Here is a 17302-nt window from a genome sequence, read left to right as displayed (position 1 = left end):
ATATAAACATTAGATAAAGTAGGGAAAAAATAAAACGATAATATTAAGAACCTTTTGAAATTTGAAAGAGTTTGATTTATATCTAATATGGGGGGGAAGATCAATGAAAAAAGTATATGAAGAATCTTCTTTAGAGAAGTGTATAAAAAAGGCTTGTGATGAATTTTGTGTAAATACAGAACAATTGAAGTTTAAAGTTTTAGATGAAAAGAAACATTTATTTAGAAAAAGGGTGACTGTAGAAATAGAGTTTCCTGATGATATAAAAATTGAAGTTAGTAAGGAAGATAAGGAAGATAAAGAAACTGAGAATAATAATGAAAATTTAACTATAGATGAAAACGATGGTAATGTAAAAATAGTAGATGGAAAAATAGTAGTTAAAAATCCTAAAGAAAATGGAGCACCTGCTGCTATAGCAGTGAGTGATAACATAAAAGTTCTAGTAGATGGTGAACAAATTAGAGGAAAAAAAGAAGTTTTTGAGGAAAGTAAAATAGAAGTTTTTTTTGAAGAAAGTAAAGCTCAAAGGCAGTTGAAAATTACTTTATCTGATGATGCAATGGAAGCTTATGCAACAATTATATATAAACCTGAAAATATATATAAATTAAAGGATATATCAGAAACTACAATGGCTGTTTTAAAACCAGAAGCCATTAAGAAAAATTGTCCTCCTAGATATAACATTGAAGAACTTAAGCAAGAGTTAGCCAATAATAATGTAGTATATGGTATAATAGAAGAAAATTTAAAATCCTGTGTAGAAAATCCTTGTAAGAACTTTATAGTTGCTACAGGTCAACAAGTAGAAAATGGAAAAAGCGATTTTGTAGAAATAAAATTTAGCACTGATGAAGATTTAAAAAAGTTAAAAGAAGACAAAGTTGGAAACATAGATTTTAAAAGCATAGGTTCTGTAGCAGCAGTAGAAAAAGGAGATTTAATAGGAGAGATACATTCTGGGGATGAAGGCAAGGATGGTTGTGATGTTAATGGAAGAATTAAAAAACATAAACCAGGGAAAAAGTTAAAGATAAAGATAGGAGAAGGATGTACAAGCAGTGAAAATTTGATATTTGCAGCTATAGCAGGTAAACCATGTATAAAAAGTAATGCTTTTTATGTTTATCCAATTCATGAAGTTAGAAGTGATGTAGATTTAAAAACAGGAAACATAAAATTTATGGGAGACATAATTATATATGGTAATGTAAAAGAAGGCATGGAAGTAGAATGTGGAAACTCATTGACTATAGAAAAGGATGTTGAAAGAGCTAATATAAGGTCAAATGGAGACATAAATGTTAAAGGAAATGTAATTGCTGCTGAAATATTTGCTGGAGGAGAAGATGTAGGAAAGCTTAAGACTATAAAGGATTTAGAGAGCTTTAAAGAAACACTAAACAATTTAATAGGAGCAGTAGAAGAAATAAAAAAGTTTAATCTTTTAGGGCCAGATAAGAAGGATGGAGAGATAATAAAGATTCTTATAGAAAATAAGTTTAAAACATTTTCAAAGCTGTGCATAAATGTTGTTGCAGATTTAAATAGACAATTGAATAGTTATGAAGAAGAAAATTTAGTAAAACTTATAAAAACAAAGTTAATAGGAATAACTCCTATTAGTATAGAACATCATTCAATATTGTACAAGATAGTAGAAGCTGTAGAAGAAAAGCTAATAGGTTTCCAAAATGACTTATCCATACCTGTAAACGTAAAGCTATCTTACTGTCAGGATTCAAATGTGCAAAGTTCAGGTGACGTTGTTATATCTGGAAAGGGTGAATATATATCTAATATTACAGCAAATGGAAGTATATATTTTATGCAGGAGAGAAGTGTAGCTAGGGGCGGAAGTTTAAATGCTAAAAATGAAATTAAGTGTAGAATAGTTGGAAGTACGGCAGGTGTATCTACAAAATTAAAAGTTGAAAAAGGTGGACACATATGGATTGATGAAGCTTATCAAAATACGGTGTTTTTAGTAGGAAATAGGGAATATGTACTGGATACACCAAGTAGAGGAGTACATGCATATATAGACAGTAGTGGTGACATAATAGTAGACAAGCTAAAACTGTAATTGAATTATTTAAGCACACATTTTGCAAAGTTTTAGACTATATTTAGCAAAGTGAGGAGGAGTTGTGAAAAAATGGACAGTAAAGAAGCTAAGATATTAATATTTAACATAAATGGAGAAGACTATGCTACAGATATTATGGAAGTTGAAAGAATTTTGGGATATGAACAGCCAACTAAACTTCCTGATTCTCCAGCCTTTGTAGAAGGAGTTATAAATTACCAAGGCGATGTATTACCGGTAATTTCTTTAGCTAAAAGGTTCAATTTAAGAAAAGAAGAAAAGAAAAATGATGCTAAAATAATAGTATCAAAGCAAGAAGATAATAAATTTGGAGTAATAGTTGATGTGGTATCAGAAGTGAGAAACATAAATGAAAATGAAATAGAAGCTCCACCTGAAATAGCAGTAGGAATTTCAAAGAGATATATAAAAGGCCTGGTGAAAATACAAGGAAGAATAATTATATTTCTAAACCTTGCAAGCATATTGACAGAAGATGAAAAAAAGCTTATTTAATTTATAAAATGAAAGGTGCATATATATGGAGATAAAAGAGATAAAAGTAGGAATTGCAGATTTAAATACAGCTTTTTCTCCTGACAGAATAATAACTGTGGGGTTGGGTTCTTGTATAGGAATAGCTATGTATGATAATACAAAATCATTAGGTGGGCTTGCACATATAATGCTTCCGGATAGTACTCAGTTTAATAATGTAACAAATCCGCTGAAATTTGCTGATTTAGCAGTTCCTATATTAATAGAAAAACTGGAAAAGCTAGGAGCATCAAGAAGAAATCTTAAAGCTAAAATAGCTGGAGGAGCTTCTATGTTTAATTTTTCAGATAAAAGCATGATAATGGATATTGGAAATAGAAATGGTATAGCAGTAAAAAATGCTTTAAAAGAATACTCAATACCTATAATGGGAGAAGATATCGGTGGAAATAAAGGAAGAACTATGATACTGGATGCTGGAAGTGGAGATGTAAAAATAAAAACAGTAGGAATGGGAGTAAGGGAACTTTAATTTGATGGTGAAATATGCCATAGGCTTAAGTAAAAAAGAGGTGGTAGTTTGAATAAGATTAAAGTTTTGGTTGTAGATGATTCTGCCCTCATGAGAAAATTTATATCGGATATGATAAATGAACAATATGACATGGAAACTATGGATATTGCAAGAAATGGAGAAGATTTACTAATTAAATTGTCAAAAGGTAGTGTGCCTGATGTTATAACGCTAGATGTTGAAATGCCTAAAATAGATGGAATTACTGCTTTAAAGGAATTAAAAAAAAAGAATATCAATGTGCCAGTAGTAGTTTTAAGTAGTATTTCAAAAAGAGGGCCTGAGCTTACTATGGATTGTCTTGCAGCAGGAGCATTTGATTTTATACCAAAACCTTCTGGACAAATATCTCTTGATATAGATAAAATTAAAAATGAACTGATTGAAAAAATAAGATTGGCATTTAAAAAGGGGTTGCCAAAAAATAAAATGATTAATGACAGTATACAAGTGGAAAATAAAATTAAAACAAAAGTAGAATATAGTAATAATTTAAAAAGTAGATCAGATAAAATTGAAGCAGTAGTTATAGGAGCATCTACTGGAGGACCAAAGGCAATATATACAGTAATTACAGCTTTGCCGGAAAATTTAGGAGTTCCTGTATTTGTTGTACAACACATGCCTGTGGGGTTTACTAAGGCTTTTTCAGAAAGACTTGATTCAAATAGTAAGATACACGTTGTAGAAGCGTCAGAAGGCATGAATATAAAAAAAGATACAGTATATGTAGCTCAAGGAGGATTTCATATGGAGGTAGGGGGAGATTGTAAAATACATTTAAACACTGAACCTCCTATATGGGGAGTACGCCCAGCAGTAGATAGATTATTTATTTCTGCATCAAAAGTATACGGTTCTCAAATTGTAAGTGTAGTACTTACTGGAATGGGAAAAGACGGTGCTGATGGAACAATAGAAATAAAAAAAGGGGGGGGTATAACTATAGCTGAGGACAAGTCAACTTGTACTATATATGGTATGCCTAAAGCAGCTTATGAAACAGGTATGGTGGATATAGTATTACCAATAGATAATGTAGCACATGAAATAATAACAGCAGTATCAGGAAATAGGAGGTAGATTTTATGGATATGGGCTATTTTGAAAAATGGGTGCTTAAAGAATTTAGTATAAACCTATCTGCCTATAAATCAAACCAGCTTCATAGAAGAATAAATAGTTTAATGTCAAGAGTAGGAGCAAGTTCCATAGAGCAGTACATAGAAATGCTAAAAAAAGATCCAGAACAAAAACAAAAGTTTTTAGACTTTATAACCATAAATGTTTCAGAGTTTTTTAGAAATCCCGAAATATTTGAAGAACTTAAGGATAAGCTTAAAAGTGAACTTTTAAGGAATAGCAGTTCTTTAAAAATATGGAGTGCAGCTTGTTCCATAGGCGCAGAACCTTATTCTATAGCAATGTACTTAGATGAAATTTCACCTACAGGAAGACATAAGATAATAGCAACAGATATAGATAATACTATAATTGAAAGAGCCAAAAGAGGCGAATATGTAGTTTCGGAAATAAAAAATGTAAAAAAGGAATATTTGGATAAATATTTTGCGAATCAGGGCGATAAATATATCATGAGTCCTAAAATAAAAAATATGGTAACTTTTAAAAAACATGATTTAATACTTGAAAACTATGATAGGGATTTTGATTTAATTGTATGTAGAAATGTGGTAATATATTTTAACCAGGATATAAAGGATAAAATATATAAAAAATTTAGCGAATCGTTAAAAAAAGGTGGACTACTATTTGTAGGAGCAACTGAAAGTATATACAATTATAGAGATTATGGATTTGAAAAAGCTTCTACATTTATATATAGAAAGCTGTAAGGAGGGGATAAAATGGACACTTCACAATATATGTCTATGTTTCTTGAAGAATCTATGGACAACTTACAAACATTAAATGAGTCACTACTTCAACTTGAACAGGAGCCAGAAAATATAGATAAACTAAATGAAATATTTAGAGTAGCTCATACAATAAAAGGTATGGCTGCTACTATGGGTTTTAATGAAATGGCAGAGCTCACTCACAAAATGGAGGATGTACTATCAGAATTTAGAGAAGGAAAGCTTAAGGTTACTCAAAAAGTTGTAACTGTGTTATTTAAATGTCTTGACACTTTGGAACAAATGGTTAACAATATATCTGATGGAGTTGAAGATGAAGTTTCAATTGTTGATATAATGAATGAGCTTGAAACAATTAAAGAATTTGCAGATGAAAATCCACAGATGGAAAGCAAACCTGAAGAACCTGTAAAGGAAGAGAGTGCTGCAGGTAAAAAAGTTAATATAGAGCTAAATGAATATGATATTAATGTAGTAAAGCAAGCAGAAGATAAAGGATTTAAATGTTATCAGATAAAAATATTTCTAAGTGAGAATACACTTTTAAAATCTGCTAGAGCTTTCCTTGTATTTAAAAATCTTGAGGATTTTGGAGAGATAATAAAATCTGTACCAAGTACAGAAGATATAGAAAATGAAAATTTTGATTTTGAAATAGATTTAATACTTTTATCTACTAAAGAAAAAGATGATGTAAGTAATAGTTTAATGAATATATCAGAGGTAGATAGGGTTAGCGTTACTGATGTAGATGTAAAACAGGAAAAAGCTAAGAGAATAGAGGAAAAATCTAAAGATGATGAGGTAAAAGCTAAAGCTCATGAACAAAAACCTGCAATACAGCCAAAACCAGCAGCAACAAATACACCAGCAAAGAGCGTAAAAGCACCTCATAAAGAAACAACACATAAAAAAGCTCATCAATCTGTAAGAGTAGATCTTGAAAGATTGGATAAGTTTATGAATATGGTTTCAGAACTAGTTATTCATAGAACAAGATTAGAGCAAATAAGTAGTAATTATAAATTTAATGATTTAAATGAAACTTTAGAGCAGGTAGCTAGAACTACATCAGATCTTCAAGATTTAGTTATGAAGATCAGAATGCTTCCAGTGGATACTGTATTTAATAGATTTCCAAGAATGATAAGAGATCTTTCTGTAGAATTAGATAAGGAAATGGAACTTATTATACAGGGTTCAGAAACTGAATTAGATAGAACCGTAATAGATGAAATAGGAGAACCTTTAATTCATTTATTAAGAAATGCAGCAGATCATGGTATTGAACCAAAGGAAGAGAGATTAGCTAAAGGTAAAAGTGAAGTTGGAAAAATAAAACTTATAGCTTATCAAGAAGGAACTAAAGCTGTAATAAAGGTAGAGGACGATGGATCTGGAGTACCTGTAGATAAAGTAAAAGCTAAAGCAGAAAGATTAGGAATAAATACAGAAGGAATGTCTGATAATGATATAAGAAATTTAATCTTTATGCAGGGCTTTAGTACTAATGAACAGGTTACGGATATTTCTGGTAGAGGAGTTGGTATGGATGTAGTAAAAACTAAGATATCGGCTCTTGGTGGTACCGTAGACTTAATAAGTGAAAAAGATAAAGGATCATCCTTTATAATAAGGCTTCCATTAACTCTTCAAATAATTCAAGCTTTACTTGTTAAGGTTGGAACTGAAACTATGGCTATATCATTAGGATATATAGATAGGGTTATAGATTATAGTGATGACTTAGTTAAAATGACTAATAATAAAGAAGTTATAATACACAATGGCAATGTAACACCTCTTGTAAGATTAAGTAATAGACTTAATTTAACTAAAGAGGATAGTGCTAAAAACTATATAGTAATAGTAAATGTTGGAGAAAAGACTGTAGGACTCATGGTAGATGGATTGTTTGGACAAAAGGAAATAGTTATAAAACCTCTTGGAAAAACACTTCAAGGACTAAAAGAATATATAGGAGCAACAATACTTGGAGACGGGTTAGTAACATTAATACTAGACGTTGCTGCTTTAGTGTAGGGAGGTAAAATAGTATATGAGCTATCAAGACATGACGCCATTACAGCTTGATGCACTAAGGGAAGTAGGAAATATAGGTACAGGAAATGCAGCTACAGCACTGTCACAACTTATAAATAGAAAAGTGGATATGACAGTTCCTGACATAAATATTGTACCTTTTGATGATATTTTTTCAAGTATAGGTGGAGACGAAATAGTTGTAGGAGTTATAGTGAGGGTTTTAGGTGAAGCACCGGGTAATATATTATTTGTATTTGAAAAAGATACTGCACTAAATTTGGTAGAAACTTTAACTGGTGAAAAAGAAGAATATTTAAGTGAAATGGGTAATTCTGTAATATGTGAAATAGGTAATATAATATCTAGTTCATATATGAATGCTATATCAAGATTTACTGGACTAGCTATAATGCCTTCTGTTCCAGCAGTAAGTTATGACATGCTAGGAGCAATACTTTCTACAACATTTATAGAATCAGGACAGTTTGATGATTATGTACTTGATATAGAAACTATGTTTATCCAGGGAGAATCTGAGATGGAAATAAGTGGACACTTTTATTATGTACCAATGCCTGGTTCACTTGAGAAAATGTTAAGTGCATTAGGAGTTTAAATAATAACAACAGGAGTAAATAGATTTGGAGGGAATAAAATGTCAAAAGTATTAATTGTTGATGATGCTGCTTTTATGAGAATGATGATAAAGGATATATTAGAAAAAAATGGATTTGAAGTAATAGGAGAAGGAAATAACGGTCTAAAAGCCGTAGAATTGTATAAAAAGGAAAGACCAGATGTAGTAACTATGGATATAACTATGCCAGATATGGATGGAATAGAAGCTGTAAAAGCAATAAAGGCATTCGATCCATCAGCTAAAATAATAATGTGTTCAGCTATGGGACAGCAGACAATGGTTATGGATGCAATAAAGGCAGGAGCAAAAGATTTTATTGTAAAGCCATTTCAACCAGATAGAGTACTAGAAGCTATCAAAAAAGTAATAGGATAAAAATGTAAATTTTAGTGACAGATGACAAATTAGGTTATCTGTCACTTATAGAATTGAGAATTGGAAATAAAAATTTAGCTAAAATTTATTTATGGCATATAAAGATATTATAAATTTAGACGAGAATTTATTGAGTGATATTAAATTTTATATTAAAGTTTGCATTAGTTCTCCATTCTAAATTTCCCATTCTCAATTGAGTTATGATGGAATTAAAATAAAGGGATGTTAAGAGTGCTGCAGTAAAAACAGTATTTTGCGGCAATTAACATGGAGGTGTTAAATGATGCAGGTTGTTGTATTTAAATTAAATAACGAACAGTTTGCAGTAGAAACTGCAAAGGTTCAAAGTATAAATGATGCTATGGAAATTACAAAAGTTCCAAAGGCACCAGGACATATAAAAGGACTCATAAATTTAAGAGGTAATGTGATATCACTTTTAGATATAAATCTTTTATTAGATGTATCAAAATCTGAAGAAAAACAAAATAATATAATTATCTTAGAAATGGAAGATGAATTAGTAGGAATAACAGTTGATCAAGTGGATGAAGTTTTAGAAGTGGAAGAAGGAATAATAGAAAAAATAAACGATGGTAAAAAAGCCTATATCGAAGGAGTTATAAATTTTAAAGATAGAATTGTAACACTTATAGATATAGATAAACTTCTTTCAAATTAGAAATTCTTTAATAGGAAATGAGGGAAGAGAATGGCAGATGTATTATCGCAGAGCGAGATAGATGCTCTTTTAGCTGCCTTGTCTGCTGGAGAATTAACTCCAGATGAAGTACCAAAAGAAGAAGAAAAGCAAAAGGTTAAGCCTTATGATTTTAGAAGTCCTCAAAAATTTTCAAAAGATCATATAAGGACGCTTGAACTTATTCATGATAACTATGCTAGAATAATTTCAAATTATTTAACTGCACAGGTAAGAAGTAATGTAAAAGTGAAAATAGAGTCTGTACAGCAAATAACTTACGAAGAGTTTATTCACTCTGTGCCAAATCCCACAATCCTTACTGTATTTAAAATGCCGCCTTTAAGTGGATCTGTATTATTTGAAACAAATCCACAGTTTTCTTTTGAAATAATAGATGTGCTTTTAGGTGGAAAAGGAACGGGAAAGTATAAAGCAAGAGAATTTACAGACATTGATAAAAACATTATGATGGTCATAAATACAGGTCTTATATCTAATTTGAAATTAGCCTGGGATGACGTGCTTGAAGTTAATACTGAAATAGAAGGATTAGAAACTAATCCAGCATTAAATCAGACTTTAGCACCAAATGAAGCAGTAGCCTTAATAACTTTTTCTGTAGAAATGGGCAAAAGCAGCACCTTTATTAATATATGTATACCTTATTTAAGTATAGAAAAAGTATTGGATAAGCTTGTAGTACAATATTGGTTCCAAGACAGTAATGATGAAGCAATATTAGAAGAATCTAGAGCAAAATTAAGACAAAGATTAAATATAGTAAATATGAGTCTTACTGCGGTGTTAGGTAATACAAATATTACTGTAGATGATTTCTTGAGATTAGGTGTAGGTGATGTGTTAACCTTGAATGATAAAGCAAATACGCCTATTAAGTTAATGGTGGAAGATAAGCCATATTGCTATGGAAAACCAGGAATATTGGGGAAAAATATGGGGGTTCAGATACTAGATATTATAGATAAGGATGTGGAAAATTATGAGTAATGGGTTTCTTTCACAAGAAGAAATAGATGCACTTTTAAATGGGGGAGGCGAAGACACACCACCTGAACCATCAGAAGAAATAAAAGCTTCAGGGGAAACACCAGAGACATCAGATGAAACAGAATTACCTGCATTAACGGATATAGAAAGAGACTTACTAGGAGAAATTGGTAATATATCTATGGGTTCTGCATCCACAGCACTTTCTACAATAATTAATCAACAGGTAAATATAACTACTCCAATAGTGAGTATAACTAGATTAAAGGATTTAAAAGATCAATTTGAAGTTCCAAATGTTGCTTTGGAAGTTAAGTATGTAAGCGGTATAGTTGGAGAAAATCTTCTTGTTATGAAAATTACAGATGCAGCTGTAATTGCAAACCTCATGATGGGTGGAGATGGAAAGGTAGAAGGTGATCCTAAGGAACTATCTGAAATAGAACTTAGTGCTGTATCGGAGGCCATGAACCAAATGATAGGTTCTGCAGCAACGTCTATGGCTACCATGTTTATGAGAGAAGTAAATATATCCCCACCTGTATCTACAATATGGAATGATTTGAAATCTCCTGTGGCTAAAGGTATATCGGAGGATGAACCAATAATTAAAGTTTCCTTTTCTTTAGCAATAGGTGATTTAGTAGATAGTACTATAATGCAAATATTGCCAATAGCTACGGCAAAAAAGATAGTATCAATAATGATGGGACAGGAATCTCCTGAGGGAGAAGCACCAGCTCAGTCAGAGCCGCAAGCAGCTTCACCACAGCCAGAACCAGTGTCACAACCGCAAGTACAGCAAAGTCAACCACAGCAGCCACAAGCGCAATATCAGGCACCACCACAGCAAACTATATATGAAAAACCTATAGAAGCACCAAGTGCTCCAAAGGTTGAAGTTAAGCAAGCAGCATTTCAGCCTTTAGCTCCTATAGGCCCAAGTGCAGAAATGCCTAAGAACATAGATTTAATATTAGATGTACCTTTAGACATATCTGTAGTACTAGGAAGAACGAAAAAGAATATAAAGGATATATTAAATTTAGGAACAGGATCTCTAATAGAGTTAGATAAATTGGCAGAAGAACCTGTAGAAATACTTGTAAATGGAAAAAGAGTAGCTTATGGTGAAGTAGTTGTAGTAGATGAAAACTTTGGTGTAAGAATTACAAGCATTATAAGTAGTGAAGAAAGAATTAAATCTTTAAAATAAGAGAAGCAGCCTTAAAAAGGCTGTTTTTGTTTTATTTTTAAATTTGAAATTTTAATAAAATTTATGTTCTCATTAAAGTAGTTAAAAAAAGGGATTTTGAAGTAAAAATAAAGGTTTTTCTTTTATTATCAGGTATAAACATTGGATTTTTATACCCGATAATACTATTAGCAATGCATAGAAGAGAAGTTGTTTCACTTGATAAATGTTAGGAGTGTATGATTATGAAAGTGAATGGAATTAATCCGAATAAAGTTATAAGTCTTTATTCAAAGCACAAAAAAACTATAGAAAAAAAGGATCAAGTTCAAAAGAATGATACTGTTCAGATATCCTCAATAGGTAAAAGTTTGAGCTCCTATTCATTAGATGATAAGTTCATAAATTCAAAAGAAAAAATAGACAGATTAACTAATGAAGTAAAAAATGGAACTTATAATATAGATTCAAAATTAGTTGCAGCAAAGATTATTGAAGAAATGAAAATGTAAAATGGAGGTATATGATGAACACATCTGAATTAAATTCAGTAATAAATGAAGAACATAAAGCACTTCAAACACTGCTATCTTGTTTAGATGAACAGTTTCAACATTTAACAAAAAGGGAAGTTTTTGCACTGGATGCTGTAAGAAGCAAGATAGAACAAAGTAGTAAAGTGCTGGCTTCCCTTGAAATGAAAAGAAGAAGTTTAACTCACGGTAAAGACATGAGTGAAATAGTTTTGGAGCTTAAGGATATAGAGCTTGAAAAGAACTATAGAAATATAAAAAAACTTTTGGACATGGTAGTTCTTCAAAAAGATACAAATGATGTTTTAATTAAGCAGCAGCTTGGGTTTACAACTCAAATGCTTAATTTTTTAAATCCTAATAAAGCACCTAAAACTTATAATTCGTATGGAAGAAGAAGATAGGGAGGAAATGTAATGTCTGGTTTATTTGGAACTTTAAATATATCAAAGAGTGGAATGTTTACACAGCAAAGGTGTATAGATGTAACATCGCACAATATAGCTAATGCTAACACAGATGGATATTCAAGACAGAGAGCGGAACTGCAAACTACAAAACCTTTTCCAATGCCTAGTGTAAATAATGCAGTAGGTCCAGGACAGTTAGGAACGGGTGTTCAAGTAATTACAATAGACAGAATAAGGGATAGTTTTCTCGATTATCAAATAAGAGTAGAAAAAGGCGTTGACGGTCAGTATAAAGGAAGAGATAAGTTTTTAAGTCAACTAGAAAATATAATGAATGAGCCTACAGATACTGGTATATCTAAGGATATAGGAAATTTCTTTGATGCATGGAATACGTTAGGAACAAATGCCAAGGAATCCAATTCAAGATCCATAGTAGCACAAAATACATTAACTCTTACTACTGATTTGAACCATACTTATGGTGAATTAGAAAAATTAAAAGAAAATACTCAAACTGTTATAAAGGATGATATTTTTGATATAAACAGTAAATTGAAACAAATAGATCAATTAAATCAAGAAATAATACAGGTTAGAGTGGCAGGAAATAATCCAAATGATTTAATGGATAGAAGAGATTTACTTTTAGATCAGTTGAGTGAAAAATTTGGAATAAATGTAGATAGGAAACAGCTTGAAGGAAACAATATAACAACATCTGATGATGCAAAGGCTAAACAACCAGGAGATGACGGAAGACCACCATTAGCTGCAGATGGTACCACTAATCTTAATCTTGTGCAAGCCACTTTTCCAGAACAAGCATGCAGATTTTCTTATATAGATAGCATACAACCAGCAGATGCAGCAAATGGGCAAAAGGCTGGTGACGCAGGAAAGTACACTGTAACTTATTATAAAAATGGAGATAAAACTAACAGCGATAATGCTGTAACTATAACTGTAGATATACAAGATAGTACAGATGCAAATGGAGTTAAAACTACTGCAGCAGATAAATATAAACAGTTAAATCAATGTAGAGTTTTATGGGCAGATAATAATGGAGTAGCGCTTAGTGTAGATACATCTTCTAAATCCCAAGGAGTAGTATCAGGTAATCTTCCAGCAGGAAGTTCAATAAAATTTGAAAATTTGAAAATGTTTCAGCCTCCTTCAGGAGAACTTAAAGGATATATGTCTGTCCAAAAGGATATAGATACTTATGAAGGACAATTAAATAAGTTTGCAAAAGCATTAGCCTTTGCAGTTAATGGTATAGAAAGTCAGGAAAAAAATGCAGTTGCAGATGCTACTGATAGTAAAGGCAATGTTGTTGAGGTAAATAACTTTTTCGTAAATGCAGATGCTCAAAAAAAGGGAGTATATACTGGCACGGATCTAAGTAAAATAGAAGATGCAGAAGCTGATATTACAGCAGGAAATATTACTATAAATCAAGCTATAATAGATGATCCTATGAAAATAAAGACTGCAGCTAAATATGATGGCAACAATAAGCCTTTAACGGGTGAAAGTGATGGAAATAGGGCTGTGGGGGTTGAAACTTTAAGAGATAGTCTTATGACTATTCAGAATATGGATCCAGATAATTCTACTAAAACTAAAAAATCAGATTTTCTTAATGATATATTTCAACTAAATTCTAAATTAGGGGTAAATACAATAATCAATAAAACTAATGGAATGACTTTAGACAGCTATTTTAAAGACACAGTGGATAGACTTGGAATTCAAGAACAGGAAGCAAAGAAGACTGTAACCAATCAAGCAAGTCTTCTAGCAGGTTTTACACAGTCTAGGGACTCTGTATCAGGAGTATCTCTAGATGAGGAAATGGCAAATTTAGTTCAATTTCAACACTGCTATCAAGCTAATGCCAAGCTTATATCTACTGTAGATCAGCTTCTAGATGTGGTAATAAATGGACTTAAGAAGTAAAAAAAAGAGGTGATATTTAATGAGAGTTACTAATAAAATGCTTGCAAATAATTATTTAACAGATATGACAACTAATTTAAATAATATGCAAACTATTCAACAGCAGTTGTCAACAGGAAAGAATTTCAGAAAACCTTCTGATGATCCTTTCAATGTAGCTAGAGCTATGCAAATGCATACAGCTATAGATGCAAATACACAATATAATAAAAATATAACTAATACTATAAATTGGTTAGACACTACAGATACTGCATTAAACCAATTGGGCAATGTATTTCAGGGTATGAGAGAAAGACTTGTATCATCAGGAGATGCAGCTTATGGTTCTAATGATAGAGCTAAAATAAAAGATGAAATAAATCAAAGAATAGGTCAAATATCTCAAATATTAAATACTACTTTTGCTGGAGAATATATTTTTGGAGGCACAAAGGGTGCCTCTAAACCAGTAGATGCAACTATGGATTCTTCATATGGAGAAGTAACTAATACTGTTGCTGGTGGAAAAGGTACTGTAGGTGGTAAATTTTATGGTTCTGGTAATGCCACATTTAAAATAGAAGTAGCAGAAGTAGATTCTTCAGGCAAAGTAACTAAAGTAAATGTGTCAAAAACTACTGCAAGTGGAACTGCTTCAGCATCTACAGTTTCACTTAATAAAGATAATAAATTTGATATAGGAAATGATTTAACTTTTTCTATAGAGACTAATACCAGTAATAAAGCCCCTACTATAGATCCTACCACCAAAAAGCAAACTGCACCAGGAAGTACATATACTTTTGACTGTACTTCTGTTGGAAATGTTCAGCTTATCTATTGTAAAGCTGATGGAACTGAATTAAATACAGATACTGTTAAATTAGATCCAAATTCTGAAGATGCTTTACAATTTAATATGATAGATACGAAAAGACAAACAGAAATATCTCAAGGAGTTTTAAGTGATTATAACGTTTCAGCTTCAGAAATAATAAAATATGGTGATGGAGATAATGATGATTTAAGAAGTTTGCTTTCTAGAATTGTAAACAATTTAGATGGAAAAGATGAAAATGGCGTTAGCAATGAAGATGCAGCTAATAAAGCGTTAGTTAATGAAGATTTGGCAGATTTAGATAAAGCTATTAAACAGACATTGAAAGTTCGTTCACAGGTAGGTGCAAAGCAAAATAGAATGGATAGTGCTAAAGAACAAAACGTTCAAGGAAACACTGATATGAATGATATACTTTCAAAAACAGAAGATATAGATGAAACACAGAAGGTTATGGAATTTGCTGTAGCACAAACTGTATATTTAGCATCATTGCAAACTAGTGCGAAAATATTACAGCCAACGCTTATGGATTATATGAGATAACATCTTATAACCTAAGAATAAGAGGTGTAAAAATGGAACTATCAACAAAGTATCATGGAATAAGGGAATATGATGAAAGTGATGTCATTACATTTGAAAAAGGAATTCCAGGTTTTGAACATTTAAAAAAATTCATTATTTTCCCGGTGGAAGAAAATGAAATGTTTAATGTACTTCATTCTGTAGAGGATGAAAATGCAGGTTTTATAGTAATTTCACCTTTTCTTTATATTAATGATTATGAATTTAATTTAGATGGTGCACAATTGGAAAGAATGCAAATTGAGAAAGAAAAAGAGGTTTTAGTTTTAAATATAGTAACTTTAAGTAAGAATGTTTCAGATATAACAATAAATTTAAAAGCGCCTATAGTAATAAATATAAAGAAGAAAACAGGAGAACAGATAATATTAGATAATCCTAAGTATAATATTAAGCATTTGTTGTTTGAAAAATAATTTAGATTTAAAATGGCATAATATATTTGAGAATTAACTTGAGAAATTTTAAAACTCCTGGGGAGATGATGCGATGTTAGTTATAAGTAGAAAAAGGGGAGAATCTATTTTAATTGGAGAAGATATAGAAATTACCATTGTAAAATTAGATGATAGTTCAGTTAAGCTCTCTATAGCAGCACCTAAAAATATAACTATTTTAAGAAAAGAATTATACAAGGAAGTAGAGCAAGAAAATAAAGAAGCAATGGTAGTAGACATAAATATACTTAAAAATTTAAAGAAAGAATAATTATATTAATGTAAAAAAAGGAGTGTTCGCACATGGAAGTTAATGTATTAAGTCAAGGAGGACAAAATATTATTACAGCAAACCCTTCAACACAATATCTAAATGATAATGTTAAAGTAGAAAATAGAGATAATATTTCTCAAGTAAATGTTGTTGAAAAAGTTAGTGAAACCAAAGAAACGAGAATAAATGAAGAAAAAGTAAAGAAATCTGTGGAAAGATTGAATAAATTGCTGGAAGATAGAGAAACGCATGTGGAATATGAGTTGATAGGAAAGACAAAACAAATTGGAATAAAGATAGTTAATAATGAAACAAAGGAAGTAATTAAGGAAGTGCCTCCTAAAAAGTTTGTAGAGATGATGGATAAACTATGTGAATTAGCAGGAGTAATGATTGATGAAAGGGGTTAATTCAACTTAAAATTTTATAATTAGGGGTGAGTTTTATGGAATTTAGATTGAATAAAATAGATCCTGAAGTTAGACAAAGAGTTAAAGAAACTACCAGTTCAGGTAAAATTCACAATAAGAGTAGTATATCTATAAGTAAAGATAACAAAGATAAAAAGAATGGAAACAGGAACAATTTTGCATCTGAACTTGAAAAGGAAAAGAAAAAAAAGGAAAAGAAGGTTTTATCAGTTGATGCAGTAAAGTTTGAGGAGGTAGAAGTGCCAGTATATAAAGAAGAACAAGAAGAACAATTAGCAGATGAATTGTCAGGTCATATTTTAGATGTGAGAAAATAATTTTAACTGAATAATTTCGATGAATATACGATAATTAGTTTATAGGATTAATAAATGTAGAAAAATATATAAAAAGTATTTGTTTTATTTTTACTAAAAGGAGTGAATTTTAAATGTATGCACAAAATGCGTATAACACATATAAAACTAATAGTGTGAATTTTGCATCTAAAGAACAATTATTGTTGATGCTTTTGGATGGTGCTGTTAAGTTTTGTAAAATAGCGAGACAAGCTATGGAGGAAAAAGACATACCTAAAGCACATGAGAATATAGTAAAAACTCAAGATATATTTTATGAACTTATGATAACTCTAGATACAACACAAACAGGAAGTTGGGGCGCTAATTTACTTGATATATATGATTTTATAATAAGAAGACTTAGAGATGCAAATACAAAAAAAGATATAACTATAATGGATGAAATTATACCCCTTGTAGAAAATATAAGAGATATGTGGAATGAAGCTTATAAGGTATCTAAAGTGGCAAAATAGGTAAGAACATTAA

20 protein-coding genes are annotated in these 17302 nt (G+C 30.9%); all 20 read left to right on the top strand.

The window, feature by feature from the left end; all coding sequences use genetic code 11:
* Positions 1 to 103 precede the first annotated feature (103 nt).
* The 20 genes from Q6H37_RS24870 (at position 104) to fliS (ending at position 17289) form a co-directional block, all read left to right on the top strand.
* Entirely contained in the window at positions 104 to 2089 is a 1986-nt protein-coding gene (locus Q6H37_RS24870) for a flagellar assembly protein A (protein WP_318737421.1), read from the top strand.
* Between the two features lie 72 nt (positions 2090 to 2161).
* Complete coding sequence (locus tag Q6H37_RS24865; RefSeq protein ID WP_318737420.1) at positions 2162 to 2608, top strand: chemotaxis protein CheW; 447 nt, start codon at positions 2162 to 2164, stop codon at positions 2606 to 2608.
* Between the two features lie 25 nt (positions 2609 to 2633).
* The gene (locus Q6H37_RS24860) at positions 2634 to 3122 is read left to right on the top strand and encodes a chemotaxis protein CheD (RefSeq protein WP_318737418.1); all 489 of its coding nucleotides are present in this window, start codon (positions 2634 to 2636) and stop codon (positions 3120 to 3122) included.
* Between the two features lie 48 nt (positions 3123 to 3170).
* Entirely contained in the window at positions 3171 to 4247 is a 1077-nt protein-coding gene (locus tag Q6H37_RS24855) for a chemotaxis response regulator protein-glutamate methylesterase (RefSeq protein WP_318737416.1), read from the top strand.
* Positions 4248 to 4252: 5 nt separating this feature from the next.
* Entirely contained in the window at positions 4253 to 5020 is a 768-nt protein-coding gene (locus Q6H37_RS24850; protein WP_318737414.1) for a protein-glutamate O-methyltransferase CheR, read from the top strand.
* 12 nt (positions 5021 to 5032) lie between these two features.
* Positions 5033 to 7087, top strand: coding sequence for a chemotaxis protein CheA (locus tag Q6H37_RS24845; RefSeq protein ID WP_318737412.1), 2055 nt, complete (start codon positions 5033 to 5035; stop codon positions 7085 to 7087).
* A 16-nt stretch (positions 7088 to 7103) separates the two neighbouring features.
* Entirely contained in the window at positions 7104 to 7706 is a 603-nt protein-coding gene (locus Q6H37_RS24840; RefSeq protein ID WP_318737411.1) for a chemotaxis protein CheC, read from the top strand.
* 39 nt (positions 7707 to 7745) lie between these two features.
* The gene (locus Q6H37_RS24835) at positions 7746 to 8105 is read left to right on the top strand and encodes a response regulator (RefSeq protein WP_007059605.1); all 360 of its coding nucleotides are present in this window, start codon (positions 7746 to 7748) and stop codon (positions 8103 to 8105) included.
* 286 nt (positions 8106 to 8391) lie between these two features.
* Positions 8392 to 8790: a chemotaxis protein CheW gene (locus Q6H37_RS24830; RefSeq protein ID WP_034826194.1), complete on the top strand. Its 399-nt coding sequence runs from the start codon at positions 8392 to 8394 to the stop codon at positions 8788 to 8790.
* 30 nt (positions 8791 to 8820) lie between these two features.
* Entirely contained in the window at positions 8821 to 9819 is a 999-nt protein-coding gene (fliM, locus tag Q6H37_RS24825; RefSeq protein WP_318737409.1) for a flagellar motor switch protein FliM, read from the top strand.
* On the top strand, positions 9812 to 11035 hold the full coding sequence (fliY, locus tag Q6H37_RS24820) for a flagellar motor switch phosphatase FliY (protein WP_318737407.1): 1224 nt from the start codon (positions 9812 to 9814) through the stop codon (positions 11033 to 11035). Before fliM ends, fliY begins: the two co-directional genes overlap by 8 nt.
* Before the next feature lie 224 nt (positions 11036 to 11259).
* Positions 11260 to 11526 (top strand): flagellar biosynthesis anti-sigma factor FlgM, encoded by a 267-nt coding sequence (locus Q6H37_RS24815; RefSeq protein ID WP_318737405.1) that lies wholly within the window; start codon positions 11260 to 11262, stop codon positions 11524 to 11526.
* A 14-nt stretch (positions 11527 to 11540) separates the two neighbouring features.
* Positions 11541 to 11951, top strand: a complete 411-nt coding sequence (locus Q6H37_RS24810; RefSeq protein ID WP_318737403.1) for a flagellar protein FlgN — start codon at positions 11541 to 11543, stop codon at positions 11949 to 11951.
* Between the two features lie 12 nt (positions 11952 to 11963).
* Positions 11964 to 13922, top strand: a complete 1959-nt coding sequence (gene flgK / locus Q6H37_RS24805; RefSeq protein ID WP_318737402.1) for a flagellar hook-associated protein FlgK — start codon at positions 11964 to 11966, stop codon at positions 13920 to 13922.
* Positions 13923 to 13941: 19 nt separating this feature from the next.
* Entirely contained in the window at positions 13942 to 15288 is a 1347-nt protein-coding gene (gene flgL / locus Q6H37_RS24800; RefSeq protein WP_318737400.1) for a flagellar hook-associated protein FlgL, read from the top strand.
* 32 nt (positions 15289 to 15320) lie between these two features.
* A complete protein-coding gene (fliW, locus tag Q6H37_RS24795; protein ID WP_318737399.1) occupies positions 15321 to 15746 on the top strand; it encodes a flagellar assembly protein FliW in 426 nt (141 codons plus the stop codon).
* A 73-nt stretch (positions 15747 to 15819) separates the two neighbouring features.
* Positions 15820 to 16038 carry a carbon storage regulator CsrA gene (gene csrA, locus Q6H37_RS24790; protein ID WP_318737397.1) on the top strand — a complete coding sequence of 73 codons (219 nt, stop codon included), beginning with the start codon at positions 15820 to 15822 and terminating at the stop codon, positions 16036 to 16038.
* A 32-nt stretch (positions 16039 to 16070) separates the two neighbouring features.
* Positions 16071 to 16451: a flagellar protein FlaG gene (locus Q6H37_RS24785; RefSeq protein WP_318737396.1), complete on the top strand. Its 381-nt coding sequence runs from the start codon at positions 16071 to 16073 to the stop codon at positions 16449 to 16451.
* A 35-nt stretch (positions 16452 to 16486) separates the two neighbouring features.
* Positions 16487 to 16789: a hypothetical protein gene (locus tag Q6H37_RS24780; protein ID WP_318737394.1), complete on the top strand. Its 303-nt coding sequence runs from the start codon at positions 16487 to 16489 to the stop codon at positions 16787 to 16789.
* A gap of 113 nt (positions 16790 to 16902) precedes the next feature.
* Entirely contained in the window at positions 16903 to 17289 is a 387-nt protein-coding gene (fliS, locus tag Q6H37_RS24775) for a flagellar export chaperone FliS (RefSeq protein WP_318737393.1), read from the top strand.
* Positions 17290 to 17302 lie beyond the last annotated feature (13 nt).

Origin of the sequence: Clostridium sp. JS66, from assembly GCF_033561535.1 — a bacterium.
Classification (GTDB): Bacteria; Bacillota; Clostridia; order Clostridiales; family Clostridiaceae; genus Clostridium_AM; species Clostridium_AM carboxidivorans.
Note: the sequence above shows the minus strand (reverse complement) of the source record. Positions and strands in the feature narration are given on the sequence as shown.